The 25206-nt window shown below is 68.2% G+C and carries 23 protein-coding genes; 13 read left to right on the forward strand and 10 right to left on the reverse strand.

Going from position 1 to position 25206, the window contains the following annotated elements; all coding sequences use genetic code 11:
• Positions 1-217: 217 nt before the first annotated feature.
• Together frdA and ABGB08_RS13125 are read right to left on the reverse strand one after the other, a co-directional pair.
• Positions 218-1963 carry a fumarate reductase (quinol) flavoprotein subunit gene (frdA, locus tag ABGB08_RS13120; protein ID WP_347589820.1) on the reverse strand — a complete coding sequence of 582 codons (1746 nt, stop codon included), beginning with the start codon at positions 1961-1963 and terminating at the stop codon, positions 218-220.
• Positions 1953-2186, reverse strand: coding sequence for a hypothetical protein (locus ABGB08_RS13125; RefSeq protein WP_155343747.1), 234 nt, complete (start codon positions 2184-2186; stop codon positions 1953-1955). The genes frdA and ABGB08_RS13125 overlap by 11 nt, the downstream gene beginning before the upstream one ends.
• Before the next feature lie 124 nt (positions 2187-2310).
• Here ABGB08_RS13125 and ABGB08_RS13130 point away from each other — a divergent pair, with 124 nt between their 5' ends.
• The 9 genes from ABGB08_RS13130 (at position 2311) to ABGB08_RS13170 (ending at position 12885) form a co-directional block, all read left to right on the forward strand.
• On the forward strand, positions 2311-3663 hold the full coding sequence (locus ABGB08_RS13130; RefSeq protein WP_347589823.1) for an FAD-linked oxidase C-terminal domain-containing protein: 1353 nt from the start codon (positions 2311-2313) through the stop codon (positions 3661-3663).
• A gap of 43 nt (positions 3664-3706) precedes the next feature.
• Positions 3707-5194: a serine/threonine-protein kinase gene (locus ABGB08_RS13135; RefSeq protein WP_347589825.1), complete on the forward strand. Its 1488-nt coding sequence runs from the start codon at positions 3707-3709 to the stop codon at positions 5192-5194.
• A gap of 37 nt (positions 5195-5231) precedes the next feature.
• Entirely contained in the window at positions 5232-6827 is a 1596-nt protein-coding gene (locus tag ABGB08_RS13140) for a carboxyl transferase domain-containing protein (protein WP_347589827.1), read from the forward strand.
• 5 nt (positions 6828-6832) lie between these two features.
• Complete coding sequence (locus ABGB08_RS13145; protein ID WP_347589829.1) at positions 6833-8755, forward strand: biotin carboxylase N-terminal domain-containing protein; 1923 nt, start codon at positions 6833-6835, stop codon at positions 8753-8755.
• A 3-nt stretch (positions 8756-8758) separates the two neighbouring features.
• The gene (locus ABGB08_RS13150; protein ID WP_347589831.1) at positions 8759-9523 is read left to right on the forward strand and encodes an enoyl-CoA hydratase family protein; all 765 of its coding nucleotides are present in this window, start codon (positions 8759-8761) and stop codon (positions 9521-9523) included.
• Positions 9520-11214: an acyclic terpene utilization AtuA family protein gene (locus ABGB08_RS13155; RefSeq protein WP_347589833.1), complete on the forward strand. Its 1695-nt coding sequence runs from the start codon at positions 9520-9522 to the stop codon at positions 11212-11214. The genes ABGB08_RS13150 and ABGB08_RS13155 overlap by 4 nt, the downstream gene beginning before the upstream one ends.
• 203 nt (positions 11215-11417) lie before the next feature.
• Complete coding sequence (locus ABGB08_RS13160) at positions 11418-11624, forward strand: hypothetical protein (RefSeq protein WP_155343741.1); 207 nt, start codon at positions 11418-11420, stop codon at positions 11622-11624.
• A gap of 80 nt (positions 11625-11704) precedes the next feature.
• The gene (locus ABGB08_RS13165) at positions 11705-12556 is read left to right on the forward strand and encodes a helix-turn-helix transcriptional regulator (protein ID WP_347589835.1); all 852 of its coding nucleotides are present in this window, start codon (positions 11705-11707) and stop codon (positions 12554-12556) included.
• Positions 12557-12627: 71 nt separating this feature from the next.
• Positions 12628-12885 (forward strand): hypothetical protein, encoded by a 258-nt coding sequence (locus ABGB08_RS13170; protein WP_347589837.1) that lies wholly within the window; start codon positions 12628-12630, stop codon positions 12883-12885.
• Here the strand turns inward: ABGB08_RS13170 and ABGB08_RS13175 are convergent.
• Genes ABGB08_RS13175 through ABGB08_RS13185 form a run of 3 tightly spaced genes read right to left on the reverse strand, consistent with a single transcriptional unit; the run spans position 12858 to position 17003 of the window.
• Positions 12858-14258, reverse strand: coding sequence for an aminotransferase class III-fold pyridoxal phosphate-dependent enzyme (locus tag ABGB08_RS13175; RefSeq protein WP_347589839.1), 1401 nt, complete (start codon positions 14256-14258; stop codon positions 12858-12860). The two genes, ABGB08_RS13170 and ABGB08_RS13175, sit on opposite strands and share 28 nt — an antisense overlap.
• Before the next feature lies 1 nt (position 14259).
• Positions 14260-15384, reverse strand: coding sequence for an aromatic ring-hydroxylating dioxygenase subunit alpha (locus ABGB08_RS13180; RefSeq protein ID WP_347589841.1), 1125 nt, complete (start codon positions 15382-15384; stop codon positions 14260-14262).
• On the reverse strand, positions 15381-17003 hold the full coding sequence (locus ABGB08_RS13185; protein ID WP_347589843.1) for an NAD(P)/FAD-dependent oxidoreductase: 1623 nt from the start codon (positions 17001-17003) through the stop codon (positions 15381-15383). Before ABGB08_RS13185 ends, ABGB08_RS13180 begins: the two co-directional genes overlap by 4 nt.
• A 142-nt stretch (positions 17004-17145) precedes the next feature.
• Here ABGB08_RS13185 and ABGB08_RS13190 point away from each other — a divergent pair, with 142 nt between their 5' ends.
• The 4 genes from ABGB08_RS13190 (at position 17146) to ABGB08_RS13205 (ending at position 21852) form a co-directional block, all read left to right on the forward strand.
• The gene (locus ABGB08_RS13190) at positions 17146-18342 is read left to right on the forward strand and encodes a spermidine/putrescine ABC transporter substrate-binding protein (protein ID WP_347589845.1); all 1197 of its coding nucleotides are present in this window, start codon (positions 17146-17148) and stop codon (positions 18340-18342) included.
• 136 nt (positions 18343-18478) lie between these two features.
• Positions 18479-19405, forward strand: coding sequence for an ABC transporter permease (locus ABGB08_RS13195; RefSeq protein WP_347589847.1), 927 nt, complete (start codon positions 18479-18481; stop codon positions 19403-19405).
• A 64-nt stretch (positions 19406-19469) separates the two neighbouring features.
• Entirely contained in the window at positions 19470-20297 is an 828-nt protein-coding gene (locus tag ABGB08_RS13200) for an ABC transporter permease (protein ID WP_347589849.1), read from the forward strand.
• 112 nt (positions 20298-20409) lie between these two features.
• Positions 20410-21852 (forward strand): ATP-binding protein, encoded by a 1443-nt coding sequence (locus ABGB08_RS13205; protein WP_347589851.1) that lies wholly within the window; start codon positions 20410-20412, stop codon positions 21850-21852.
• Between the two features lie 311 nt (positions 21853-22163).
• On the opposite strand, the gene ABGB08_RS13210 is transcribed toward ABGB08_RS13205, so the two are convergent.
• From ABGB08_RS13210 to ABGB08_RS13230, 5 genes are all read right to left on the reverse strand, one after another.
• The gene (locus ABGB08_RS13210) at positions 22164-22664 is read right to left on the reverse strand and encodes a hypothetical protein (RefSeq protein WP_347589853.1); all 501 of its coding nucleotides are present in this window, start codon (positions 22662-22664) and stop codon (positions 22164-22166) included.
• Positions 22665-22865: 201 nt separating this feature from the next.
• Positions 22866-23327 (reverse strand): hypothetical protein, encoded by a 462-nt coding sequence (locus ABGB08_RS13215; protein WP_347589855.1) that lies wholly within the window; start codon positions 23325-23327, stop codon positions 22866-22868.
• Positions 23328-23650: 323 nt separating this feature from the next.
• The gene (locus ABGB08_RS13220) at positions 23651-24151 is read right to left on the reverse strand and encodes a hypothetical protein (protein WP_347589857.1); all 501 of its coding nucleotides are present in this window, start codon (positions 24149-24151) and stop codon (positions 23651-23653) included.
• Between the two features lie 37 nt (positions 24152-24188).
• Positions 24189-24314: a hypothetical protein gene (locus tag ABGB08_RS13225; protein ID WP_347589859.1), complete on the reverse strand. Its 126-nt coding sequence runs from the start codon at positions 24312-24314 to the stop codon at positions 24189-24191.
• Positions 24315-24558: 244 nt separating this feature from the next.
• On the reverse strand, positions 24559-25182 hold the full coding sequence (locus ABGB08_RS13230; protein WP_347589861.1) for a TetR/AcrR family transcriptional regulator: 624 nt from the start codon (positions 25180-25182) through the stop codon (positions 24559-24561).
• Positions 25183-25206: the final 24 nt, after the last annotated feature.

Genomic DNA, 25206 nt, shown 5'->3' on the forward strand with positions numbered 1-25206 from the left:
GGCCAGGGCGGAAACGCGGTGCGAGGCCGCGTTCTTCGGTAACATGTTCGACGGTGGCGACAACCAAGCCGCCTGCAACGTGAGAGGCAATGCCCTGGCCGCCGGGCTGGCGGACAGGTGAAACGCCTGTGGAGCTGACGTAAGACCTCAAGGAGATTCCCTCTCTGGCGGGCAGCCGGCGATGAAGCAGGAATCCCTCCCTTGCGGGAGGGAACAGTCAACGTCCGTAGACCCTCTCTCCCGGAGGCCAACGCGTGATCGTGACGGGCAGCAGGCTGAGGGCCGGGTGCCCGTCACGGCCGCGGTGGGCCAGGGTGTGCGCGAGGAACGCGGCGTCGTCGCGAGCCGGGAAGTCGGTGCGCTGGTGGGCACCACGCGACTCCTCCCGGTTGAGCGCGGAGGCCACGATGACCTCGGCCACGTCCAGCATCGAATCCAGCTCCAGCGCCGCCGGCAACTCGGTGTTAAACGCCGCGCTGTGGTCGTCCAGCCTGGCCACCGCGGCCCGTTCCCGCAGGTCGGCGAGGGTTCCGGCGGCTTTCTCCAGGGAGTCTCTGTCGCGGTAGATGCCGGCCGACTCCTCCAGGGTGCGCCGCATCAGCGCGCGCACCTCGGAGATCCGCTCCCGGCCGCCGTCCCGCCCGTCCCGCTCCTGTTCCAGCCGCCGCCGCTCGTCCGCGCCCTGCGTCCGGACCGCCTGGTGGTCCGGCGCTCCGGCCTGTACGGCGTACCGCGCCGCCGCCACCCCGGCCCGCGCCCCGAACACCAGGCACTCGGGCAGCGAGTTGGACCCCAGCCGGTTGGCGCCGTTGATGCTCACGCACGCGGTCTCCCCCGCCGCGTACAGGCCCCGCAGCGGCGTCTCCCCGTCCACGCCGGTGTGCACGCCGCCCATCATGTAGTGCGCCACCGGCCGCACCGGGATCAGATCGGTGACCGGGTCGAGCTTCTCGTAGCTCAGGCACAGCTCCCGCACGAACGGGATCCGCGCGTTGATCTTGGCTTCGCCGAGATGGCGCAGGTCGAGGTAGGTGACCTGCCCGTACGGGGTCTCCACCGTGCGCCCACGCCGCATCTCGTGCACGAACGCCTGCGACAGCCGGTCCCGCGGCCCGAGCTCCATGCTGCGCAGCTTCGGCGTGTCGGTGGGCACGCCGAGGTCGTAGTCCTGCAGGTAGCGGTAGCCGTCCTTGTTGATCAGCCAGCCGCCTTCGGCCCGGGCCGCCTCGGTGATGAGGATGCCGGTGAACGGCAGCCCGGTGGGGTGGTACTGGATGAACTCCATGTCCTTGAGCGGGGCTCCGGCCCGGTAGGCGAGCGCCATGCCGTCGCCGGTCTTGATGGCGGCGTTGGTGGTGAAGGGGAAGACCTGGCCGCAGCCGCCGGTGGCCAGGATGACGGCGCGGGCGGCGATGGTGTCGATCCGGCCGGTTCTGATGTCGATCGCGGTGACGCCGTGCACGCGCTCGCCGTCGGTGACCAGGCGGGTGGCGTACCACTCGTCGAACCGTTTGATCTCGGTGTGCTTGAGGGTGGTCTGGAAGAGGGTGTGCAGCAGGTGGAAGCCGGTCTTGTCGGCCGCGTACCAGGTGCGCAGCTGCTTCATCCCGCCGAACGGGCGGACCGCGACCCGGCCGTCCGGTTCCCTGCTCCACGGGCAGCCCCAGTGTTCGAGCCGGATCAGCTCGCGCGGGGCCTCCCGGACGAAGGCCTCGACGGCGTCCTGGTCGCAGAGCCAGTCGCCGCCGGAGATGGTGTCGTAGGCGTGCTCGTCGAGGCTGTCGGCCAGGCCGATCACGGCGGCGGCGCCGCCTTCGGCGCTCACGGTGTGGCTGCGCATCGGGTAGACCTTGGACAGGATGGCCACCGTGGCGTCCGGCTCGGCCTCGGCGACCGCGATGGCCGCGCGCAGACCGGCGCCGCCGCCGCCCACGATAAGGACGTCTACTTCCTCAGCAGCCATGGTCCGGGCCGAACTCGTCGCTGACCCTTCGGCCGTCGTGGCGGGTGGCGTGCACGTGGATGCTGCCGTCGTGGTATTCGTGGCGCATCCTGCGGCAGCCGCAGTCGAAGTAGTCGTCCCGGATCAGGAGCCCGTCGCCGTCCTCTTCGACGAAGTGCTCACCACCACCCTTCCGTCCGCAGGGCGCGAGTAAGTCATGGAAGGTCGTGCGCGTTCCGGTCATCTTCGCCCTCCTTCCGAGATCAAGGGTGCTTTCCACACAAGCACCGCTATGGCTCTTCGGAAAGGCCAGAACATCCTTTCGGGGTGTTCGCACTCACTCGGAATCCGGCCATAGGGTCAAAACTGTGAAAGATCTCATCGCCGCACTCCCGGAAGGCCGCGTCGTCACCGATCCGGACGTGATCGACTCCTATGCCCGCGACCGCACGTTCCTCGGCCCTGGCCAGGCCGCGGGAGCGGTGCTCGCCCGCACCCGCGACGAGGTCGCGACCACGCTGAAGTGGGCGAGCGCGCACCGGGTGCCGGTGGTGCCCCGCGGCGCCGGGACCGGCCTCGCGGGCGCGGCCACCGCCATCGAGGGCTGCCTGATCTTGTCGCTGCACCGGATGACCGCCATCACCGAGCTCTCCCCGGCCGACGAGATCGCGGTCGCCCAGCCCGGAGTGATCACCGCCGACCTGGACCGGGCCGCCCGCGCCCACGGCCTGATGTACGCCCCTGACCCCTCCTCCTATGAAATTTCCACCATCGGCGGCAACCTGGCCACCAACGCGGGCGGCCTGCGCTGCGTGAAATACGGCGTCACCCGCGACTCCACCCTCGGCCTGGAGGTCGTGCTGGCCGACGGGCGCGTCCTGAACACCGGCCGCCGCACCATGAAGGGCGTCACCGGCTACGACCTCACCGGCCTGTTCGTCGGCTCCGAGGGCACCCTGGGCGTGATCACCGAGGCCACCCTGCGGCTGCGCCGCGCGCCCGCCGAGCCGCCCGCCACGATCGCGGCCGAGTTCACCTCGTTCCGGGACGCGGCCGCGGCGGTGGCGGCGATCATCGCGGCCGGGTGCCAGCCGTCCATGCTGGAGCTGCTCGACCGGGCCACCCTGAAGGCCATCGACGACTGGAAGCACATCGGCCTGGAGGCGGCCACCCAGGCGATGCTGATCGGCCAGTCCGACGCCGCCGACTCGGCCACGGCCATCGCCAGGATGGGCGAGCTCTGCGAGGAGAACGGCGCGACCTTCGCGGCCGTGTCGAGCACGCCCCAGGAGGCCGAGGAGCTGGTCGCGGTGCGGCGGCTGGCGTACGAGGCGAAGGAGCGGCTGGGCGCGTGCCTGGTGGAGGACGTGTGCGTGCCCCGGTCCGCGCTGCCGGAGATGATCTCGGCGGTGGAGGCCGCCGGCGCCCGGCACGACGTGCTGATCTGCACGGTGGCGCATGCCGGAGACGGCAACGTGCATCCGGTGTTCGTCTTCGACCGGGGCTTCGCCGAGCCGCCGCCGCAGGTGTGGGCCGCGGCCGACGAGGTGTTCCGGGCCGCGCTGCGGCTGGGCGGGACGCTGACCGGGGAGCACGGGGTCGGCCTGTTGAAACGGCGCTGGCTGGCGCTGGAGGCCGGGCCGGTGGTGACCGGCCTGCAGCGGGAGATCAAGGCCGTCTTCGACCCGTTGAACATCATGAACCCGGGCAAAGCCATCTGAGGTACCGTTCTGCCACACTAGTCACGAAATTTCGGGGGGTGTAGTGGAAGGCGATCCGAGTCGGCTGGGGCCGTTCGCGATCGTCAGGCGGCTGGGCGAGGGCGGGCAGGGGGTCGTCTTCCTCGGGGAGGGGCCGTCTGGCGAGCAGGTGGCGATCAAGCTGCTGCACACCCGGCTGGCCGCCGACGCCGACGCCCGCTCCCGCTTCCTGCACGAGGTGGCGCTGGCCCAGCGGGTGGCCCGGTTCTGCACCGCGCCCGTCCTGTACGCCGACCTGGCCGGGAACCAGCCGTACATCGTGAGCGAGTTCGTGCCCGGCAAGTCCCTGCGCGACCTGGTCGAGGAGGAGGGCCCGCGCCGGGGCGCGGCGCTGGATCGGCTGGCGATCAGCACGGCCACCGCGCTGGCCGCCATCCACCGGGCGGGGATCACGCACCGGGACTTCAAACCGGCCAACGTGCTGATGGGCCCGGAAGGTCCGGTCGTGATCGACTTCGGGGTGGCCAAGGCCCTGGACTCGCCGCAGACCACGGGAACCGGAACGACGATGGGGACGCCGTCGTATCTCGCGCCTGAGTTGATGAGCACCGGGGTGGCCACGGGCTCCTCGGACGTGTTCGCGTGGGCGGTGACGATCGTCTACGCGGCGACGGGCAAGCCCGCGTTCGGGGCCGACTCGATCCCGCAGGTGATGCACCGGATCCTCACGAGCCCGCCTGATCTGGGGGAGATGTCCGGGCCGCTGCGCGACCTGATGCGGGTCTGCCTGGCCAAGGATCCGGCGCAGCGGCCCACAGCCGAGGCGATCGTGGCGCATCTGACCGGCGGTCCCGCCATCGACCTGACCTCGCCCGTGCCCGGGAGGCGCCGAAGGCCGCTGCTCCTGGCGGCGGCCGTCACCGCGGCGGCGCTCGCCGTGACCGCCGCGGCGGTGATCACGCTGCGCCCCTCCGGACCCGCCGGACCTTCGCCGACCCCGGCCGCCGCGCTCCCCTCGGCCGCTCCCCCGCCGTCCCCCAGCCCTCGCCGCCCGTCCGCCACCCGGTCCGTACGGCAGCAGCCCGCCCCCACCCGCAGCACGGTGGTCCCGGTGAAACAAGCGCTCCCGGTGAAGACACCCAGCCCGTCACCCTCGCCCACGCCGTCCCCAAGCCCCTCGCCCACCGTGACGCCCACCGTGAAACCCACCGCGCCGCCCACGCCGAATCCACGGAACCCGCGCGGGCTCTGCGGCTGGGCCTTCAAGATCGTCGACTCCCATGGCTGGAACGGCAAGGGCACCACGTACCTGCTGGTCAACGAATCGACCGGCCGCGCGTGCGTGGTCACCCTGTCGACCAACGTGATGCCTGGCAAGGTCAGGATGGGGGTCTCGCTGCGGGTCCAGGGCGGCCAGAACGCCGGCGACTGGCGCAGGCACAGCACGCACACGGGCCCGATCAAGCTGCCCGCCGCGGGCAAATGCGTCATCTGGGGCGGCGGCTACGGCCAGGCCACCTGGAAGAGCGCCTGGTCGCACTGCGGCTACTGAGGCCGGTCACAATATAGATCGCACGAGGGGAGGGTTCATGAGTGTGATCACCAGCCGGCTGGACACGTCCGCCGCCGAGTACGAGGCGCGCCGGGCCGCCATGCTGGCCAAGCTCGCCGAGCTCACGGCCGAGCAGGAGAAGGCGGTCGGGGGCGGCGGCGAGAAGTATGTGGACCGGCATCGCGCCCGGGGCAAGCTACTGGCCCGGGAGCGGATCGAGCTGCTGATCGACCCGGATTCGCCGTTTCTAGAACTGTCGCCGCTGGCGGCGTGGGGCAGCGATTTCCCGGTCGGGGCGAGCGTGGTGACCGGCATCGGCGTGGTCGAGGGCGTCGAATGCGTGATCGTCGCCAATGACCCGACCGTGCGCGGCGGCGCGTCCAACCCGTGGACGCTGCGCAAGACCCTCCGCGCGGCGGACATCGCCCTGCGGAACCGGCTCCCGCTCATCAACCTGGTCGAATCCGGCGGCGCCGACCTGCCGACGCAGAAGGAGATCTTCATCCCGGGCGGCCGGATATTTCGGGATCTGACCCGGTTGTCGGCGGCGGGGATTCCCACCATCGCGCTGGTCTTCGGCAATTCGACGGCCGGGGGCGCGTACGTTCCCGGCATGAGCGATCACGTCGTCATGGTGAAGGAACGCGCCAAGGTGTTCCTCGGCGGCCCGCCGCTGGTCAAGATGGCCACCGGCGAGGAGGCCGACGACGAGTCGCTCGGCGGCGCCGAGATGCACGCCCGCGACTCCGGCCTGGCCGACCACCTGGCCGCCGACGAGCACGACGCCCTGCGCATCGGCCGCCAGATCGTCCGCCGCCTCGACTGGCGCAAGCTCGGCCGCCTGTCCGAACCGACGGAGGACCCCCACTACGACGAGGACGAGCTGCTCGGCGTCGTCCCCGAGGATCTGCGCGTCCAGTTCGACCCGCGCGAGGTGATCGCCCGGATCGTGGACGGAAGCGATTTCGACGAGTTCAAGCCGCTTTATGGAGCGAGCCTGGTCACCGGCTGGGCCAGACTGCACGGCTACCCGATCGGGGTGCTCGCCAACGCGCAGGGCGTGCTGTTCGGCGCGGAGTCGCAGAAGGCGGCCCAGTTCATCCAGCTGGCCAACCAGTCCCGGACTCCGCTGCTGTTCCTGCAGAACACCACTGGTTACATGGTGGGCAGGGACTACGAACGTGCCGGGATCATCAAGCACGGCTCGATGATGATCAACGCGGTGGCCAACTCGACGGTCCCGCACATCACGATCGTGATGGGGGCCTCCTATGGCGCGGGCAACTACGGCATGTGCGGCCGGGCGTTCGATCCCCGGTTCCTGTTCGCGTGGCCGAGCGCCAAGGCGGCCGTGATGGGCCCGGTCCAGCTGGCCGGGGTGCTCTCCATCGTCGGCAGGGCGGCGGCCGAGGCGCGCGGCCAGGTCTACGACGAGGAGGGCGACACCGCGATGCGGGCCATGGTGGAGGCCCAGATCGAGGCGGAGTCGCTGGCGTTCTTCCTGTCCGGCCGCCTCTACGACGACGGGGTGATCGACCCGCGCGACACCCGCACCGTGGTGGGCCTGTGCCTGTCCGCGATCAACAACGCCGCCGAGCCCGAGCCCGCCGGGTTCGGCGTCTTCCGGATGTGAGCCGCATGACCGTGCAGAGGCTTACCGTCAAGAGACTTATGGTCGCCAATCGGGGCGAGATCGCGCGGCGGGTGTTCCGTACCTGCCGGGACCTGGGCATCGAGACCGTATCGGTGTTCACCCATGCGGACGCCGGCGCGCCGCACGTGGCGGAGGCCGACCACGCGGTGTTGCTGGGCGACGGGTCGCCGAAGGCGTACCTGGACATCGGGCTGGTGGTGGAGGCGGCGCGGGTTTCGGGGGCGGATGCCGTACATCCGGGGTATGGGTTCCTGTCGGAGAACGCCGCGTTCGCGCGGGCGGTGCTGGAGGCGGGGCTGACCTGGATCGGTCCGCCGCCGGAGGCGATCGCGGCGATGGGCTCGAAGATCGAGGCCAAGGCGCTGATGGCCGAGGCGGGCGTGCCCGTGCTGCCCGGCCTGTCGGAAGGGGACGCCGGTCCCTTCATCGTCAAGGCGTCGGGCGGGGGTGGCGGGCGTGGCATGCGGATCGTGCACGATCCGGCGGAGTTGCCCGAGGCGCTCGAATCGGCCCGGCGGGAAGCGGAGGCCGCGTTCGGGGACGGCGACGTGTTCGTCGAACGGTTGCTGGTCGGCGCGCGGCACGTCGAGGTGCAGATCCTCGCCGACGCGCACGGCACGATCTGGGCGCTCGGCGAGCGTGAGTGCTCGATCCAGCGCAGGCACCAGAAGGTCGTCGAGGAGGCGCCCTCCCCCGCCGTCACCCCGGAGCTGCGCAAGGAGCTGGCCGAAGCGGCGGTGAACGCCGCCCGGGCGATCGGCTATCGCGGGGCGGGCACGGTGGAGTTCCTGCTCGCCGACGAAGGGTTCTACTTCCTGGAGACCAATACCCGTCTCCAGGTCGAGCACCCGGTCACCGAATCCGTGTACGGCGTGGACCTGGTCCGCCTGCAGATCGAGATCGCCGAAGGGGCCGCCCTCCCCGGGCTGCCGCCGAGCCCGGTCGGCCATGCCATCGAGGTCCGCCTGTACGCCGAGGATCCCGCCCACGACTGGCGTCCCGGCAGCGGCCCGCTGCACCGGTTCGAGATCCCCGGCGTCGAATCCGAGTTCACCGTGAGCGGCCTGCGCCTGGACTCCGGCGTGATCGACGGCTCCGCGATCGGCACCCACTACGACCCGATGCTGGCCAAGCTCATCAGCTACGCCCCCACCCGCGAGGCTGCTGCCCGCCGCCTCGCCACCGCCCTGGCCAGGGCCCGGATCCACGGCCCCGCCACCAACCGCGACCTGCTGGTCAACGTGCTCCGCCACCCCGAGTTCCGGGCGGGCACGATCGACACCGGTTTCCTGGACCGCCACGACCTCACCGCCCCGCTCGCCGGCCACGAGGCGGTCCGCGTCTCCGCGCTGGCGGCGGCGCTGGCCCAGGCCGCCGCGAACCGCGCCACCGCCAAGGTCCTCGGCGGCCTCCCGAGCGGCTGGCGCAACGTGCCCGCCAAACCCCAGCGCACCGAATTCACCGAGCAGACCATCACCTACCGCCTCACCCGGGACGGCCTGCACTCCCTCCCCGGCGTCAGCCTGATCAGCGCCGACGACACCCAGGTCGTCCTGGACACCTCCGGCGTCCGCCGCAGGTTCGACATCGCCGCCTACCCGGGCGCGACGTTCGTCGACTCCCCCCTCGGCCCGGTACGGCTCACGCCCCTCGACCGCCTCCCCGAACCCACCGAGAAGGCCGCCCCCGGGTCATTGCCCGCCCCCATGCCGGGCACCGTCCTCCGCGTCGAGGTCAAAGCGGGCGACCCGGTGACCCAGGGCCAGCCGGTCGTGGTGCTGGAGGCCATGAAGATGGAACATCGAATCCTCGCCCCGGCGGAGGGCGTCGTAGCGGAACTGAACGTCGCCCCCGGCGATCATGTCGAGGGCGGGACCGTGCTCGCGGTCATCCAGAAGGGCGAGTAGCGCATGGAAAGTGTGGTTCACCTGGAGACGAGCCGGGGCATCGCGACGGTCACGCTCGACTCACCGCGCAACCGCAACGCCCTGTCCCGGCAGCTGATCGAGGAGCTGTCCGGCCACCTGGAGGCCGCCACCGCCGACGAGGACGTCCGCGCGGTGCTGCTGACCCACACCGGCACGGTGTTCTGCGCGGGCGCGGATCTGGGCGAGGCCGCCGCCGAGGGCATGGACGCGGGCAGCCGGCGTCTGATCGATCTGCTGACGTTGATCGTCGAGTTGCCCAAGCCGGTGCTCGCCAAGGTGACGGGGAAGGCGCGGGCGGGCGGGCTCGGCCTGCTCGGGGCGTGCGACATCGTGCTCGCCGACGACCGGGGCGATTACGCGTTCACCGAGGCGCGGCTCGGCCTGAGCCCGGCGATGATCTCCCTCACCTTGCTGCCCCGGCTGGACGCCCGCGCCGCCGGGCGTTACTTCCTGACCGGCGAGACGTTCGGCGCGCCGGAGGCGGAGCGGATCGGCCTGCTCACCAAAGCCGTGCCCGCCGACGAGCTGGACGCGGCCGTCGAGACCGTCCTGGCGGGCCTGCGCGCGGGCTCGCCGCAGGGGCTGGCCGAATCCAAGCGCCTGGTCACCGAGCAGGTCAGGCACGCCCTCGCCGAGCGCGGCGCGGAGATGGCCGCCCGGTCCGCCCAGCTGTTCTCCTCGGCCGAAGCCCGCGAGGGCATGAGCGCCTTCCTGACGAAACGGCCCCCGTCCTGGGCTGTCCAGTGAACACGCTGCGGATCGCCAACTGTTCCGGCTTCTACGGCGACCGGCTGTCGGCCGCGCGGGAGATGGTCGAGGGCGGCCCGATCGACGTCCTGACCGGCGACTGGCTGGCCGAGCTGACCATGCTGATCCTGGCGGGAAACCAGCTGAAAGGTCGGCCAGGTTATGCGCCGACCTTCCTGACGCAGCTGGAGCAGGTGCTCGGGCGCTGCCAGGAACGCGGCATCAAGATCGTCTCCAACGCCGGCGGGCTGGATCCGGCCGGGTGCGCGCAGGCGGTCGCCGATCTGGCGACCCGATTGGGCATTCACGGGCTGCGGATCGCGCACGTCACCGGGGATGACGTGCGGGAGCTGGCCGGGGAGGGGGCGGTCACCGCCAACGCGTACCTGGGCGGGCGGCCGATCGCGGCGGCGCTGGCGGCGGGCGCGGACGTGGTGGTGACCGGGAGGGTCACCGACGCCGCCCTGGTCACCGGGCCCGGCATGTGGCGGCACGGCTGGGGCCCCGGCGATCTGGACGCGCTCGCCGGTTCCGTGGTCGCCGGGCACATCATCGAGTGCGGCTGCCAGGCCACCGGCGGCAACTACGCCTTCTTCGAGGAGGTGCCCGACTTGGCAGGCTGCGGCTTCCCGATCGCCGAGCTGCGTCCCGACGGCTCGTCGGTGATCACCAAACATCCGGGCACCGGCGGCCTGGTCAGCGTCGGCACGGTCACCGCGCAACTGCTGTACGAGATCGCGTCCCCGCGCTACCTGGGGCCGGACGTGACCGCCCGCTTCGACACCATCCGCCTCACCCAGATCGGCCCCAACCGCGTCCTGGTCACCGGCGTGACCGGCGAACCCCCGCCGGAGACGCTCAAGGTCGCCGTCAACCGGCTGGGCGGCTACCGCAACACGATGACGCTCGTGCTCACCGGCCTGGACCTGGCCGCCAAAGCCCAGCTCGCGGAAGAGGCGATCTGGGCCAGAGTGCCGAAGGAGTCCTTCGAGCAGGCGCACATGGACCTCACCCCGCTGGACGGCGAGACCGCCCTGCTCCGGATCACTGTCATGGACCCCGACCGGAAGCGGGCCGGGCGCGCGTTCTCCTCCGCCGTCGTGGAAACCGGCCTGGCCTCCTACCCGGGCCTCTACGGCCTCACCCCGCCCGGCGACGCCACCGCCTACGGCGTCTACACGCCGTCCTCGATCGCCAGGGACAAGGTCCACGTCCAGGTGTGGCTGGACGGCCGGGAGATCCCGATCCCTCCCGACGATCTCCCGCGACCCCTGCCCCTCCCCGCCGCGCCCGCGAGCGGGCTCCCGTACGGCACCCATGTCGGCCCGTGGACCACCGCCGGGCTCCCCCTCCCCGCCGACGTGACCGAGGAGACCGTCCCGCTCGGCCGCATCGCCGGCGCCCGCTCCGGCGATAAGGGCGGCGACGCCAACCTCGGCGTCTGGGTCCGTACCCCCGAGGAGTACGCCTGGCTGTCGGGCTACCTCACGGTCGAGCGCCTGCGCGAACTCCTGCCCGAGGTCCGCGACCGGCCCATCGAGCGGTTCGTCCTGCCCAACCTGCTCGCCCTCAACTTCCTGGTGTACGGCCTGCTCGGCCAAGGAGTCGCCGCCAGCCCGCGACTCGACCCCCAGGCCAAGGCCCTAGGCGAACGCCTAAGAGCAGTTCGGGTGCCTTTGCCCAGTTTGTGAGTTTTCTGAATGACATACCGCAGAAACATGAGCCGTGCTAATGGCCGATCCTCCGGATCGGCGGGTTTGGCCGCCTTCAGCCTGTGTCTTCCCTCGTCTCTCCGGCCGCTTCGCGACCTGCGTTCCTCAGTCCAGACACAGGCGCGGCCAAACCACCTACAATTGCCCGCAATTGCGGCAATTGTTCGGGGAAGGACGTCGTCATGCGACTCCGATTTCTAGGCTCCACCTCCGAGGCGGGAGCCTGCCCCTCACTGTACGAGACCGACCGCGGCACCATCGTCGTCCAGGGACTCGAACTGGTGGACGCGGACGCGCGGGCCGATCTGCGGCACGTGCTCGACGGGGAGACCGCCGTGGAGGTCCCACGGGAACTGCTGGTCGAGATCGCTAGAAGGGTGCTTAGTTGATCGGACTGTTAGGGAGTTCCCTATGGTCTGACCGGCGGTCGCGCGTCTACCTTTGAGCGCACTACGGCCGGAGGTTATTGGTGAGCGGGTTCCAGCAGGCGCGGATCGATCTCGGGTTGCAGCTGCGGCAATTGCGGGAAAGCGCGCACCTGTCGGGCAAGGATCTCGCCGAACGGCTCAACTGGCAGCCCTCCAAGGTGTCCAGGATCGAGAACGCGCGGCAGACCGCCACCGAGGACGACGTGGTGGTGTGGGCGCAGGTCGTACGGGCCGAACCGGCGGTGGTGGACGGGCTGATCCAGCAGGCGGTCGGCCTGGTGGAGCGGCAGGACTCCTGGCGCGGGCGGCACAAGAGCGGGCTCGCCGCACTCCAGGAGGACATTCGTGACCTAGAGTCACGAACCCGGACGTTCCGGGCGTTCGAGCCAGGGGTGGTGATCGGCCTGCTCCAGACCTCCGAGTACGCCCGCCACATCTTCGCCAAAGTCCGCCGCCTCTACGAGGCCACCGACGACGTGGACGCCGCCATCCGGGTCCGCATGCAGCGCCAGGAGATCCTCTACGACCCCACGCGCACGTTCCGTTTCATCATCCCGGAGTCGGTGCTCTACTACCGGCTCGCCCCGATCGACGTGATGCGCGGCCAGCTCGACCGGTTACTGGCCGTCACCACCCTGCCCAACGTCGAGTTCGGCATCCTGCCGTTCACCACCCCGCTCCCCTCGGCCCTGCTCAACGCCTTCTGGATCTACAACGACGCGCTGGTGGCGGTGCCCACCAGGACCAAGGACATCCTGCTCCGCGACCCCGACGACATCGCCTTTTACGCGCGCGCATTCGAGGAGTTCGCCGAAGTCGCCGCCTTCCGGGAGGAGGCACGGTCGGTTCTGGTGCGGGCCGCCGACGACTACGCGAAACAATCGGTGGATTAGCGGCAACAATTGCTTGCAGTGTAGAAGTCAGCCGTGCAATCCTTTTCCCTTAACCGGGAGGTGATTGTGCAATGCTGGACACAATGTCCTGCCTTGAGCGGTTCGCTGCCGCGACACGTGAGCACATCGATCTTTCGGTCCGGGTGATGACCGCGGCCCCACCCCGGGTGCAGGTCCGCAACCGGTTCAGCGACAACCTCACCGAGACGGTCACCTGCACCGAGCGCGGCGCCTTCATCACCTCCTGGGGCTACCGCCTCGGCACGGTGGACTCGGTCGAGGACGCCGCCGCCCGGCTCGCCTACCTGATGGCGGCGCTGCCCGCGTAGTCGCGGGCCATCCGCTCCAGATTCACCAGGAACCTTCTGGCGTCGTCCTCGCCGTGCTGGACCGACACCGTCCACTGCTCGCACTTGCCCCAAGGCGGCAGGAACACCCCGCCATTGTGCTGGTAGAGCCAGTGCGCCTGCCCCCACTGGTCGGGATAGTCCAGGAAGTCACGGTAGTTGCGGAGCAGCCGGTCATGGAAGATCACCGCGCCCTTGGCGCCGAACGACTGCACGTATCCGGCCAGGCCGTGCGCCCGCAGGATCGCCACCGCGCCCTCGGACATGATCGCCCGCAGCCGTTCGAAGTGCCGGTACGCGCCGTCGTCCAGCACGTCCAGCAGCACCGCCCTGGCCGCAGCCATCGTGAGCGGGTTGCCGTTGAAGGTGCCCACCTGCTCGTACACGCCCTCGGCGATCAGGCCCATCAGCTCGGGGGTGCCGCCGATCGCGCCGCACGGCAACCCGCCGCCGAGCGCCTTGGCCAGGCAGATCAGGTCGGGCACCACGCCGAGCAGCTCGCCGGCCCCGCCGGGAGCCACCGCCAGCCCGGTCTTGACCTCGTCGAAGGCCAGGTAGGCGCCGTACCGGTTGAGCAGCGCCTTCAGCGTCCCCAGGTAACCGTCCGGCGGCGGGATCAGCCCGATGTTCATCATGATCGGTTCGACGATCATCCCGGCGATCTCCCCCGGGTTCTCGATCAGCACCCGCTCGACCGCCTCCAGGTCGCCGAACGGCACCACGATCGTCAGCCGGGCCAGATCCGGGGGCACGGCCAGGCCCTGCCGCACCGAACGCGGCCGGAACGCGGGCCCGGCGTCCTCGGCCGACGGGTAGACCGACACCTGCACCGAGTCGTGGTGGCCGTGGTAGCTGCCCTCCACCTTGATGATCTTCATGCGGCCGGTTGCCACCCGCATCAGGTGCACCGCGTCCATGGTGGCCTCGGTGCCCGAGTTGCCGAACCGCCACATCGGCAGGCCGAACCGGCGGGCCAGCGCCCGCGCGACCACGACCGCGTCCTCGGTCGGCTGGGCGAAGTGGGTGCCCTTGCGGACCCGCGCGCCGACCGCCTCGACGATGGCCGGGTGAGCGTGGCCGACCAGGCCGACGCCGAAGCCGCCGTGCAGGTCCACGTAGGAGGTGCCGTCCACGTCGACGACGCGGGAGCCGGAGCCGTGCGAGATCCACACCGCGCCGGGGGGCGCGTCCTGCCAGTTGGAGGCGACGCCGCCGGCCAGCACGTCGGCGCAGTCCCGGCGGATGCGCCGGGATTCGCCGGTGCGGGCCAGGAAGGCGGCTTCCTGGTCCTCGATCATGCTGTCCAGTCGTGCCAAGCTGTCCGGGCGAACCAAGGGCTCGCTGACGACAGACATGTCAGATCCTTTCGGGAAGGGCCGGAGCTCGGCCCGTGAGATACGCGGTCGCCATGGTGGCGATCCACTGGTAGGTGACGTCCTCGTCCACGGTGAACGGGCCTGGCAGGTAGCCGCGCGAGTTGACGCCGCGCTGCACGCCCTCGCAGGCCGACCAGTCCTGGCGGTTGGTGACGTCCCAGAAGTCCACGGCGTAGGCGACCTCGGTGGTGCCCGGCGGGAACAGCCACTGGCAGGTGACCTTCGTCCGGCCGCCGCTGACCGGTTCGAGCACGTGGGTCATGACGTAGTCGGGGTGCATGCTGAGCAGCAGGTTCGGGAACAGCTGCACGTATTCCACGATGCGCAGCCGCTCGCCGGTGATCCCGGGCAGCGGCCCGGCCCCCGAGGAGCCGTCCATGGACATGGTCTGCGCGCCTTCGACCAGGTCCATCCTGCCCCCGGCCCACAGTCCTTCCGGGCGGTAGTTGTCGCCGCTGTCCGGCGGGGAGACCCGGCACAGTTCGGGGTGGATGGCGGGGCAGTGGTAACACTCGTGGTAGTTCTCGACGGCCAGCTTCCAGTTGGCGTCCAGCTCGTAGTCGTGCGAGGCGGCGACCTCCAGGCCCGCCATGCCGTACGGGGCGACGATCTCCTCAAGACCGGCCAGATACTCCCCGATGGGCGGCGCGTCGCCGGAGGCGTTCACGAACACGAACCCATGCCATTCGACCACCGGCACCGGCACCAGGCCGAGCTTGGGCGGTTCGGCCCGGGGCACCTTGTGCAGGTCGCCGCGCAGGTCGTAGACCCAGCTGTGGTACGGGCAGGCGATGAACCGGCCGGTGGCGCTGGAACCGCACGGCAGCAACTCGTGCCCGCGGTGGCGGCAGACGTTGTAGAAGCCGCGCAGCGTGCCGTCGCCGTCCCGGACCAGCAGCACCGAGTCGTCGCCGACGGCCACGGCCATCCGGGATCGGGGCGCGAGCGTGTTGGCCCGGCCCGCGCACACCCAGCCGCCGCCGAAAACGACGCGCCGTTCCCAGGCCAGGACCTCGTCGCTCGTGTACGCCTCCCGCGGCAGCATCATCCCCGGCGGCTCCAGGCACGCCCGGACGGCATCGAGGTCCAACGGAGCCGGTGTCATCGCCGCCACTTCCTGTCCTTGAGAATCCGCTTGCCGCACAGATATCCGGCGATGCCGGTCACGCCGCCACCGCCGTGGGTGGCCGACGAGCACTGGTAGAGGCCCTTCACCGGGGTCGTGTAGTCGGCGAAGCCGGGGGCGGGCCGCAGGTGGAAGAGCTGGTCGGGGGAGAGTTCGCCGTGGAAGATGTTGCCGCCGACCAGGCCGTACTCCTCGGCCATCTGGTGCGGGCCGATCACCTGGCGGTGCAGCACGGAGGCCTTGAAGCCGGGGGCGAGCTGGTCGTAGCCCTCGATGACGCGGTCGGCGTAGGCGTCGAGCTCCTCGGTGTGCGGTTCGCCGGCCCAGGTGTGCGGAACCCACTGGGTGAACATCGACATGATGTGGGTGCCTTCGGGGCAGAGGGTGCGGTCGAGGGTGGAGGGGATCACGCTGTCGGCGAAGGGGGCGGTCGCGGCGCGTCCTTCCCGGGCTTCCTGGAAGGCTCGCTCGACGTATTCGATGGAGTGGCAGAGCTCGACGGAACCGCTGAGCTGCTCCTCGGTCAGGTCCGGATTTGCCGTAAATTTCGGGAGTTCGGAAAGGGCGACGTTGATCTTGACGACGCCGCTGCGGGAGCGCCATCGTTCGATGTCGGCGACGAAATCGTCCGGGAGGTGGGTTCGGTCCAGCTGGTCCAGGAAGGTGATCCTCGGGTGGGTGGCGGCGACGACCGTACCGGCCTGGAATTCGCGGCCGTCGCGGAGGGCGACGCCGGTGACGCGTCCGCCGGACACCAGGATGCGGGCCACCGGCGCGTCGGTGAGCACGGTCGCCCCGAAAGCCTCCGCCGAGCTGCGGATCGCGGCGCTGACCGCGCCCATGCCGCCGACCGGGTATCCCCAGCTGCCCATCTTGCCGTCGCCGACGTCGCCGATCGTGTGGTGCATCATCACGTAGGCGGTGCCGGGCTCCGCCGGTCCGGCCCAGGTGCCGATCACGCCGTTGATGGCCATCGTGCCCTTCACCTCGGGCGACTCGAACCACTCGTCGAGCAGGTCGGAGACCGACATGGTGAACAGGCGGACCGCGTCGGCGGCGCCCCGGGTCGACAGGCCGCGCATGCCCCAGGCCAGGCGGAGCTGCTCCAGCAGGTCGCGCGGGCGGGTGGAGCCGACATTCGGCGGGGTCTTCATCAGCAGCGGGGAGAGCACATCGCCGATGCCGCGCAGCCAGGCCTCGTATTTCGGCATGTTCTCGGCGTCCTTCGGGCTGAAGGTGGCCAGCTGGGCGTGCTCGTGGGCGGGGTCGCCGGTTTCGGTGAGCAGGGATCTGCCGTCGGGGAACGGGACGAAACTCGGGCCCATCGGGATGACCTGGTAGCCGTGTTCGGGCAGGCGCAGGTCGTTGAGGATCGTGGGGGGCATCAGGCTCATCACGTACGAGAGCGCGGTCACCTTGAAGTCGGGGCCCCAGGGGGTCTCGGTGGTGGCGGCGCCGCCGGTGACCGGGCGGGCTTCGAGGACGAGGGGCTTGAGGCCCGCGCGGGCGAGGTACGCGGCGACGACGAGCCCATTGTGCCCGCCGCCCACGATGATGGCGTCGTATGTCTGCTTCAGGTCGGTCTGCTTCAGGTCCACTGCGAGAACCCCTTCTGCGCGGCGTTACGACCCGGAAAACTTGTGTCCGCAAGCCTTGTGGCCTTTGGTCCTCAGCGACAGACTAACTGGGCAACCAGTCAGTCTGGCAAGAGGTGATTTGGGTTCCAGAAGAGAGACCGCCATGCCCCCCTCGATAGATAGACGTAAGTTCCTGCTGGTCAGCGCCCTCGCGAGCGTGACCGCCGCGTGCGGATCCGAGCGGCCGAGAAGACCCTCCGCCGCCTCCGCGGTACCACTCAGCCGGACCGACTCCCCGGCCGCACTCCCCCTGCACGACGATGTGCCGATGATCGCCAACGGCCTGTCGCCGGAGACGGGTGGCACGCTGAAGTTGCTCAACTACGCCGAGTACATCTCCCCTGATGTGGTGAAAAAGTTCGGTAAGGAGCACGGGGTCGAGGTGGAGATCACCACCTTCACCACGCAGGAGGAGGCGATCGCCAAGCTGCGTACGGCCGGAGCCTCCTTCGACGTGTGGTTCCCCACGCCCGACGTGATCGGCAAGGCGGCGGTGGGCAAGCTGCTGCTGCCGTTGAACAAGACGTATCTCGGGAATCTGGGCAACGCCTGGCCGCAGTTGCAGAGTCCGTTCTATGACGAGGGCGCGCGGTATTCGGTGCCGTACAACGCGTACACGACCGGGATCGGGTATCGGGCCGACAAGGTCACGGACGTGACCGGGTATGACCTGCTGTGGAATCCGGCGTACAAGGGCAAGGCGTACCTGATCGACGACCCGCGTGAGGCGCTGTCGCTGGCCATGCTGAAGAACGGGTCCATCGAGATCAACACCGAGGATCCCGCCAAGATCGCCCAAGCCGGGAGCTGGCTGACCGAGCTGGTCGACCTGATGAACATCAAGCTGGGCATCACCGCCTACCAGTACGTCCCCGAGGGCCAGGCCACCGTGCACCACTGCTGGTCCGGCGACATGATCAACGCGCAGTCGTACCTGCCGAAGGGGGTCAAGGCCGACGTCCTCGGCTACTGGTACCCCGGCGACACCACCGGCGTGGTCGGCACCGACTCCATCGCCATCCCCCGCACGGCCACCAAGCCGGTCCTCGCCCACATGCTCCTCAACCACCTCCTGGACAACGCCGTCGGCCAGGAGAACTTCTCCTACACCGGCTACCAGCCCGCGCTGACCGCGATCACCCCCGAGAAGATGGTCACCGACGAGTTCGTCACCGAGCAGCTGAAGAGCGCGATCGTCACCCCGGACGTGTACGCGCGCAGCCAGCAGATCTTCCAGATCACCCCGGCCGCAGAGGCGCTCTGGAACGACTCGTGGGCCAAGTTCAAGGCAGGCCAGTGACCCGTCGTGGGCTGCGCGCCGGCAGCGCCTCGATGAACGCGACCTCCGGGAACCACAGGGACCGGCTCCATGTCCAGGACCCTGTTCCCCGACGGCCGGCCGCTGTCGCCGTGCCGGCGATGGCTGGTCCGCCGACATGACCCCCGTGTCTGGGCCTCCACGTCGTGTCCCGCGACGCAGGACACGAATCGGACTGTGGGCGGCACTGGCCACCCCTGGCACGCTGTGGATCATCGCCCTGTTCGCGGTCCCGTTCTACGCGGTCGCCGCCGTGGCCTTCGGATACACCGATCCGGTGTTCAACTCGCCGGTGCCGGAGTGGGACCCGCGCTACTGGGACTTCACGGCGTTCGGCGAGATCCTGTCACGGTCGATCTCCGGGGATCTGCGGCCGGTGTTCCTGCGTACGCTGCTCTACGTGCTGGTGGCGCTGGCGATCTGCGTGCTGGTGGGGTATCCGGTGGCGTACTACCTGGCCAGGCATGCCGGGCGGCGGCGCGGGCTGCTGCTGGCGTTGATCCTGGCACCGTGGTGGGTCAACTACATCACCCGGATGCTGGCCTGGCTGAACCTGCTGCAGGACGACGGGTATGTCAACGACCTGCTGCTGCTCACCCGCCTGGTGGACGAGCCCGTGCGGTGGCTGTCGGGCAATCCGATGACCGTGGTCCTGGCCCTCGTTTACGGATATATCCCGTTCTTCATCGTGCCGTTGTTCTCGTCGCTGGACCGGATCGATGAGCGGCTGCTGGAGGCCGCCCGGGATCTCGGCTGTTCCAGCCGCCGGGCGTTCTGGCATGTGACGCTTCCGTTGTCCCGATCCGGCCTGATGACAGCGGCGGCGATCACCGCGCTGCCGATGTTCGGCGACTACTACACCAACACGCTGGTTTCCGGCTCCCCCACCACCACGATGGTCGCCAACCAGATCGAGTTCTACCTGCTCGGCGGCAACCGCAAGGAACTCGGCGCGTCGCTGGTGCTGCTCATGTCGGCGCTGCTGATGGTCCTGATGGCCTACTACCTGGTGGCGTCCCGGCGCGCCGAGGAGGCGACCGCATGAAACGCCGTCCGATCTTCCTGGCGTACGACCTGGTGGCCTCGCGGTGGGCCGAGGAGGTCGGCGCATGAGACGGCGTCCCATCTTCCTAGCCACGCTGACCTGGGCTTATGTGGTGTGGTCGCTGGTGCCGGTGCTGATCGCGATCCAGTTCTCCTTCAACGACGGCAAATCCCGCAGCGCCTGGCAGGGCTTCTCCACCCAGTGGTACGTCGGCGGGACCGGCTCGGTGGCCGAGGACCCCTCCCTCCGCCTGGCCCTGACGAACACCCTGATCCTGGCCGTCCTCACCACACTGATCGCGACCCCGCTGGGCGTGGCGATGGCCCTCGGCCTGTCCCGCTGGAAGGGCCGCACCAGCCGCGCCGCCAACGGCCTCATGCTCCTCCCCCTGGCCACCCCCGAAATCGTCATGGGCAGCGCCCTCTACCTGGTCTTCACCAACCTCTACCTGTTCGTCTCCCTCGGCCTCCCCGCCCAGGTCCTCGGCCACGTCACCTTCTCGGTCTCGTACGTCGTCGTGATCGTCCGCTCCCGCCTGACCTCCATCGGCCCCGACTACGAAGACGCCGCCCGCGACCTAGGCTGCAACCGCCTCCAAGCCCTCCGCCTGATCCTCCTCCCCCTCCTCTCCCCCGCCATCTTCGCCGGCGCCATGATCGTCTTCGCCTCCTCCATGGACGACTTCGTCATCTCCGCCTTCCTCTCCCCCGACGCCTCCACAGCCACCGTCCCCATCAAGCTCTACACCGCAGTCAGAAACGCCCCCACCCCCGCATTGAACGCCCTGGCCACCCTCCTCCTGGCCGCCTCAGCCCTAGCCCTCATCCTGGCCTGGCTCGTCCTCCGCCGCCGCACAGGCACCAAAGCCCTGGAGCAAATGGCCTCCTTCTAACGCCATCAGACGACGCCGATGGGCTCAAGATCCTCAGAAAATGTAACCGGATCCTGAGTAAATGTAACCAGAACCTAGGCAAATGTAACTGCGAACCGGTTACATTTGACTCGTGATCCACGATCTCATCGAGCTGGTCGACCGCCTGCGCGCGACCGGAGGCGACACCGCCGAGGTAGAGGTGAAGTCGGGCGCAGGCGGCCTGCCGGCGTCCTTGTTGGCCACCCTGAGCGCCATGGCGAACCATCCCGGGGGTGGACTGATCATTTTGGGCCTGGATGAGGCAACAGGGTTCAGGCCCGTGCCGCTTCCGGATCCGCAGGCGCTCAAACAAGGTCTTGCACACAAGAGCAGGTCCGCGTTCACGCCACCGGTGAATCTCACGGTGACGGATGGCGAGATCGATGGGGAACCGGTGATCGTCGCCCAGGTTCATGAGTGCGATCCCTCGATGAAACCCTGCCGAATCACGGCGTCAGGCGCGGCTTATGTACGAGGATACGACGGCGATTTCCAGATATCGGCGCTGGAGGAGCAGGCTTTCCTCGCGGCGAGGCAACCACCGCTTTTCGACCGGCAACCCGTCCCAGGGGCGAATCGGGACGACCTTGATCGAGAGTTGATCGCCGAATACCTCAAGTCGGTACGGCAACGAGACCCTCACGGCCTGGGACGTTTCCAAGACGATGCCGAACTACTGCGCCGTGCTGGCGTGACAACGACCAATGGCACGCCAACAGTGGCAGGTCTACTGGCACTTGGCACATATCCGCAGGAATGGTTCCCAAGATATGTTATCCAAGCGTCAGCAGAGCCGCTGGACACGGATCCTGTCGGCTCACGTGCGCGCAATCAGATGACCATCACGGGCCCGATCCCGCGAATGATGGACGAAGCGCTGACATGGGCACGACGTACCTTTGATTCGACGATCGTCTCCGACCCGAGCGGCATAGTCCGCGACGTTCCCGTCTATCCCTATGTCGCTTTCCGGGAGATCATTTCCAACGCGCTCATCCATCGCGATCTCGACCAATGGTCAATCGGAATGGCCGTGGAGGTCAGGCTACGAAGAAACCGGTTGATCGTATCGAATCCCGGCGGGCTGTATGGAATAACCGTGGATCGGCTTGGCCAGGATGCGGTCACTTCGGCAAGGAACGCACGATTGGTCGCCATCTGCCAGCACGTCCGCACGCCGGGGAGCGGAGCCAGGGTGATCGAGGCCCTGGCAACCGGAATTCCGATCGTGACAAGCGCGCTAGCCGAAGCCGATCTCCCCCCTGCGCATTATGTCGACGCCGCCATCCGATTCACTGTCGTACTTCAACAGCCAGCCCAGCCCGTCAGGCCGGGCGAGGACCTGACCGCAACCGAACTGATGATTTATGACGCGCTTGCCGGCACGGCAAGAAGCGTGACAGATCTCACGAATACCCTCGGACTGTCCAAGCCTAATATACGCAAGGCACTGCGCGAACTCCGAACCAGAGGGCTGGTCGAGCAGATAGGCGGCCCGGGGAAGCCGACCAGCTATCGGCGCCGATCTGAGTAAACGCGACCGAATCTCCTACGGAATTATCCGATTCTTCCGTCATGGTAAAGGCTCGCTACCGCATAGCGATACCCCTTCTCATGAGACGCCCGCTCCTTTGGCGTCCACTGCTTCAACCAACTCGAAGAACATTTTTCGCCCGAAACTGGCGACCGAACCAATGGACTCGTACCTGCTCTCCCTCAAGACAAGGTCGACTATATACCTCCCATACCTTCCCCTGAAGCCCCATCCCGAACATTGGGATTCGGAGGAAGACAAACTCCTTCTCGACAGAAGTTCCGGGCAGGCTGACCGCGATCGAGCTAATCTTACTCCTCGTCTTCGAGCTCTTCTATGTTGGTGCTTTCGGGAAAATCATCGGGCAACGCTGGACATACCAACTCCCTGGTCAACACGCCTACCAGGAATTCCGAAAAGGATCCCTGGTAGTGCCACCAGTCGCCTCCATCGGTGATGACCACCGTCCACTTTTCCGGATCCGGATCCGTAAGCCAAAGCAGTTTGTCACCGTTGTCGGTCACTCCCCATGGGTAAACCCCGCCGGGATCGGGATAGATCGGGAATGGCCGGGCCCGCCTTGACTCGCCGTCGTCGTCCATCGTCCAGATAAAATCACTATCCTGCCCCAGAACACGGAGGGAATACACCGCTTGGAGCGCCTGCTCCCGCACGGACAGCCCGCCCCGTCTCTTCGGCTGATAGATGTAGAGGAACTCATCCAACCGCACGTCCGGGTAGCGAGCCTGCCACTGCTTGTAGTCGTCCGGGAACTCCAGGCCCAGGTCCGACTCCATCTCGGCCCAGTCCACGTGGGCCGGCCGCCTGAGCGGGTGCCCGATCATGTCGAACAGTTCAGCAATTCGCGCCAAAGTGTATTTGCGCCACCTTCTGGTTCAAGAAACATGCGTCGATATTGCAAGCCGTCACTTGCTCCCGATATTACTACCATCCGGATTCGATCTAGCTTGTCGCTGTTTTCGTAGACGCGACCGGATCGCCTACGGATTTCCTCAGCACAACCCGTCGCCGTCTTGAGGCGCGTAGTCATGGGCTGCGGCGACCATCAACCAATAGGATCGAGTCTGCGCGCCGACCTCGCCATCGAGATGCACACTGAAATAGGCAGCCGTATCGCCCATGGGCTTGCTGAAGCAAAGCGAGTTGGATCCACCTGGTGGCGGGGAAGGTGCATTGGAGACCATGGGTCGCCACCCATCTGCCTGGGCCGCGTCTTTATAGTACGACAGGATGTCAGCATTCCCATCCGAGGTCTTATAGGACTTTCCGGCATATACATAATCATCGTCCTCATCGCATTCGACAGAGGCACCCCCGCTTGATGAAGCTCCTTCGGGATGCACGTCGAAGATTTCATACGACGCCAGCCCAGGGGCGATCTCCATATTTTCCGAAGAGCATTCCTCTGAGAGGAACATGCTTCTGTCGAGGGAATACAACGTGAACGCGGCCATCGCTAGGAGGCATAGAATGAAGAGCCCAAAGCGGTAGCGAAGTTTCACCGAGATGCTGCATCCTCTACAGTCGACAACGAACCGGGTATTCCTGGTTGTTCTGCAGCCACCCCCTCAGTGCCCACATACTCCCGATTGGGTCAGGATTTACGTTGTTGCATGTTACCCACTGCCCGGCTGGACTATTGTGTCCGTGTCGGCCGATTGCGAGAACTGTTTGAGTGCTGATAATTTATTCGTCCAGGTCAATTCGCGTGCCGGAGCCAATCCATGATCCAGGGTGCGTTCGAGCCTGAACCGAGCGTCATCTCCCTTTTGCACAGTCATTCGTCGCTGGGATACGCCTCCAAAACCATGAGCGCACCCGTCCCGGCCCGAGCCCTGGCGTCCTTGATCGCCGTTCCCACCTGCGGATCGAAGAGCTCGTCGTACTGATAGTCGTCGATCCCCTGCATCGAGACCGACGCGTTCCCCCACTTAGCCGACGTCAGCTCCACCCATTCAGGAAGCCGATCGGTTGTGACCTCCCAGCCGCTCTTGCGCAGGACCTCCACCGCCTTGCCAAGAGCCTCCGGCGTGTCCGAACTCCCCGCATCGACGATGAGCACTTCCGAGACGGTGGTCAGACCGTCCCATGCGATCTCGAACCTGGTCTCCTCAAGGACCGTACCCACGTCGCGTAACTCACGGACAGCGCCGGGATCGGCCTTGACCGTCCTAGGGAAGTACTCCGAACGACATCCGGCGACTAGAAGTAGCGAACACAGGAGAACGGCCATGGCGGCAGGCACCCAGTTCAGCCTGTCACCTCGAACGGAGGACATGGCTGCGGCTCCTCTTCTCACTGTCTGGCTACGGCTCTCAATCTTGCCAATATTCATACGCGCCCCACTTCGCCCAGGTGCGCACGGCTTTCACGCAGTCACGCACCGCGGGCGGCGGCTCCCCGCTTTCCATCCAGTATTCGGCGTTGAGGATCTCGGCCACCCGAAGGGGGGCGGCGGTCCTGCTTGGGCCGTCGGCCAGTAGACCGGCCAGGAGGCCGGCCAGGAGCAAGGTCGCCGGTGCGGCCAGGAGGAGTCATAGCCCGGATGACATCGCCGGGCGCACAGCGGTGTCGAGGGTGCTACCCCCCGGACGCTACCGGCTGGACGCGTCCCGGAGAGCACCACCAGCGGTCACCACCAGGGGGTCCGCCACACCCCACTTCGTGAGCGTCACCGGTCTTGTTTCAAGGCGACTCAGATGTCATGCCTCGGAGCAGGTTGGTCAGGCCGCCGCGGAACTCCTCGTCGGCGTTGACGGTGCGGGCGTGGCGGGCGGTTTCGGACATGTGGGGGAACTCGGTTGGGGGGAGGTCGGCGATGGCCTGGGTGCCGGGGCCTGCCAGGGGGCCGAGGTGTTCGAGTTGGATTGCCCCGACGACGTAGGCGAGCAGGGAGCGTAGGCCGATGACGCGTTCGCGGCCGGTCAAGCCTGCTTCGGTGAGGATGCCGACCACTGTCTCCGACCAGCGCAGCAGGCGAGTGGAGCGGTGCCGGTGGGCGATGATCAGCGGGACGACCCCGGGGTGGGCGCCCACGATGTCGCGGACCCGATTGGCCATGATTTCGATTCGCTTGTGCCAGGGTCTGTCCGTGGCGGGCGGGGTGGTGTCGACGGCGCCGAGGACGAGTTCGATGACGTGTTGTTCGAGCTCGTCCCGGTCGTCGACGTATCGGTAGAGCGCCATCGTGCTCATGCCGACCTGCTGGGCGACCGCGCGCATCGACAGTCCGGCCAGTCCGTCGTGGTCGATCACGTGGAGTGCGGCCGAGGCCAGTTGAGCGGGAGTGAGCGAACGCGGGCGCGGCATGGCGATTGACAGTGTACGGCATAC

Origin of the sequence: Acrocarpospora sp. B8E8 (assembly GCF_039871605.1) — a bacterium.
Classification (GTDB): Bacteria; Actinomycetota; Actinomycetes; order Streptosporangiales; family Streptosporangiaceae; genus Acrocarpospora; species Acrocarpospora macrocephala.

Bases quoted from the DNA above. Each gene is read 5' to 3' on its own strand.
- ABGB08_RS13145 (WP_347589829.1), top strand. From the start codon at position 6,833: ATGACCGTGCAGAGGCTTACCGTCAAGAGACTTATGGTCGCCAATCGG.
- ABGB08_RS13200 (WP_347589849.1), top strand. From the start codon at position 19,470: ATGAGACGGCGTCCCATCTTCCTAGCCACGCTGACCTGGGCTTATGTG.
- ABGB08_RS13175 (WP_347589839.1), bottom strand. From the start codon at position 14,258: ATGTCTGTCGTCAGCGAGCCCTTGGTTCGCCCGGACAGCTTGGCACGA.
- ABGB08_RS13150 (WP_347589831.1), top strand. From the start codon at position 8,759: ATGGAAAGTGTGGTTCACCTGGAGACGAGCCGGGGCATCGCGACGGTC.
- ABGB08_RS13220 (WP_347589857.1), bottom strand. From the start codon at position 24,151: ATGTCCTCCGTTCGAGGTGACAGGCTGAACTGGGTGCCTGCCGCCATG.
- ABGB08_RS13180 (WP_347589841.1), bottom strand. From the start codon at position 15,384: ATGACACCGGCTCCGTTGGACCTCGATGCCGTCCGGGCGTGCCTGGAG.
- ABGB08_RS13160 (WP_155343741.1), top strand. From the start codon at position 11,418: ATGCGACTCCGATTTCTAGGCTCCACCTCCGAGGCGGGAGCCTGCCCC.
- ABGB08_RS13140 (WP_347589827.1), top strand. From the start codon at position 5,232: ATGAGTGTGATCACCAGCCGGCTGGACACGTCCGCCGCCGAGTACGAG.
- ABGB08_RS13125 (WP_155343747.1), bottom strand. From the start codon at position 2,186: ATGACCGGAACGCGCACGACCTTCCATGACTTACTCGCGCCCTGCGGA.
- ABGB08_RS13215 (WP_347589855.1), bottom strand. From the start codon at position 23,327: ATGGCCGCGTTCACGTTGTATTCCCTCGACAGAAGCATGTTCCTCTCA.
- ABGB08_RS13230 (WP_347589861.1), bottom strand. From the start codon at position 25,182: ATGCCGCGCCCGCGTTCGCTCACTCCCGCTCAACTGGCCTCGGCCGCA.
- ABGB08_RS13170 (WP_347589837.1), top strand. From the start codon at position 12,628: ATGCTGGACACAATGTCCTGCCTTGAGCGGTTCGCTGCCGCGACACGT.
- frdA (WP_347589820.1), bottom strand. From the start codon at position 1,963: ATGGCTGCTGAGGAAGTAGACGTCCTTATCGTGGGCGGCGGCGGCGCC.
- ABGB08_RS13190 (WP_347589845.1), top strand. From the start codon at position 17,146: ATGCCCCCCTCGATAGATAGACGTAAGTTCCTGCTGGTCAGCGCCCTC.
- ABGB08_RS13195 (WP_347589847.1), top strand. From the start codon at position 18,479: ATGACCCCCGTGTCTGGGCCTCCACGTCGTGTCCCGCGACGCAGGACA.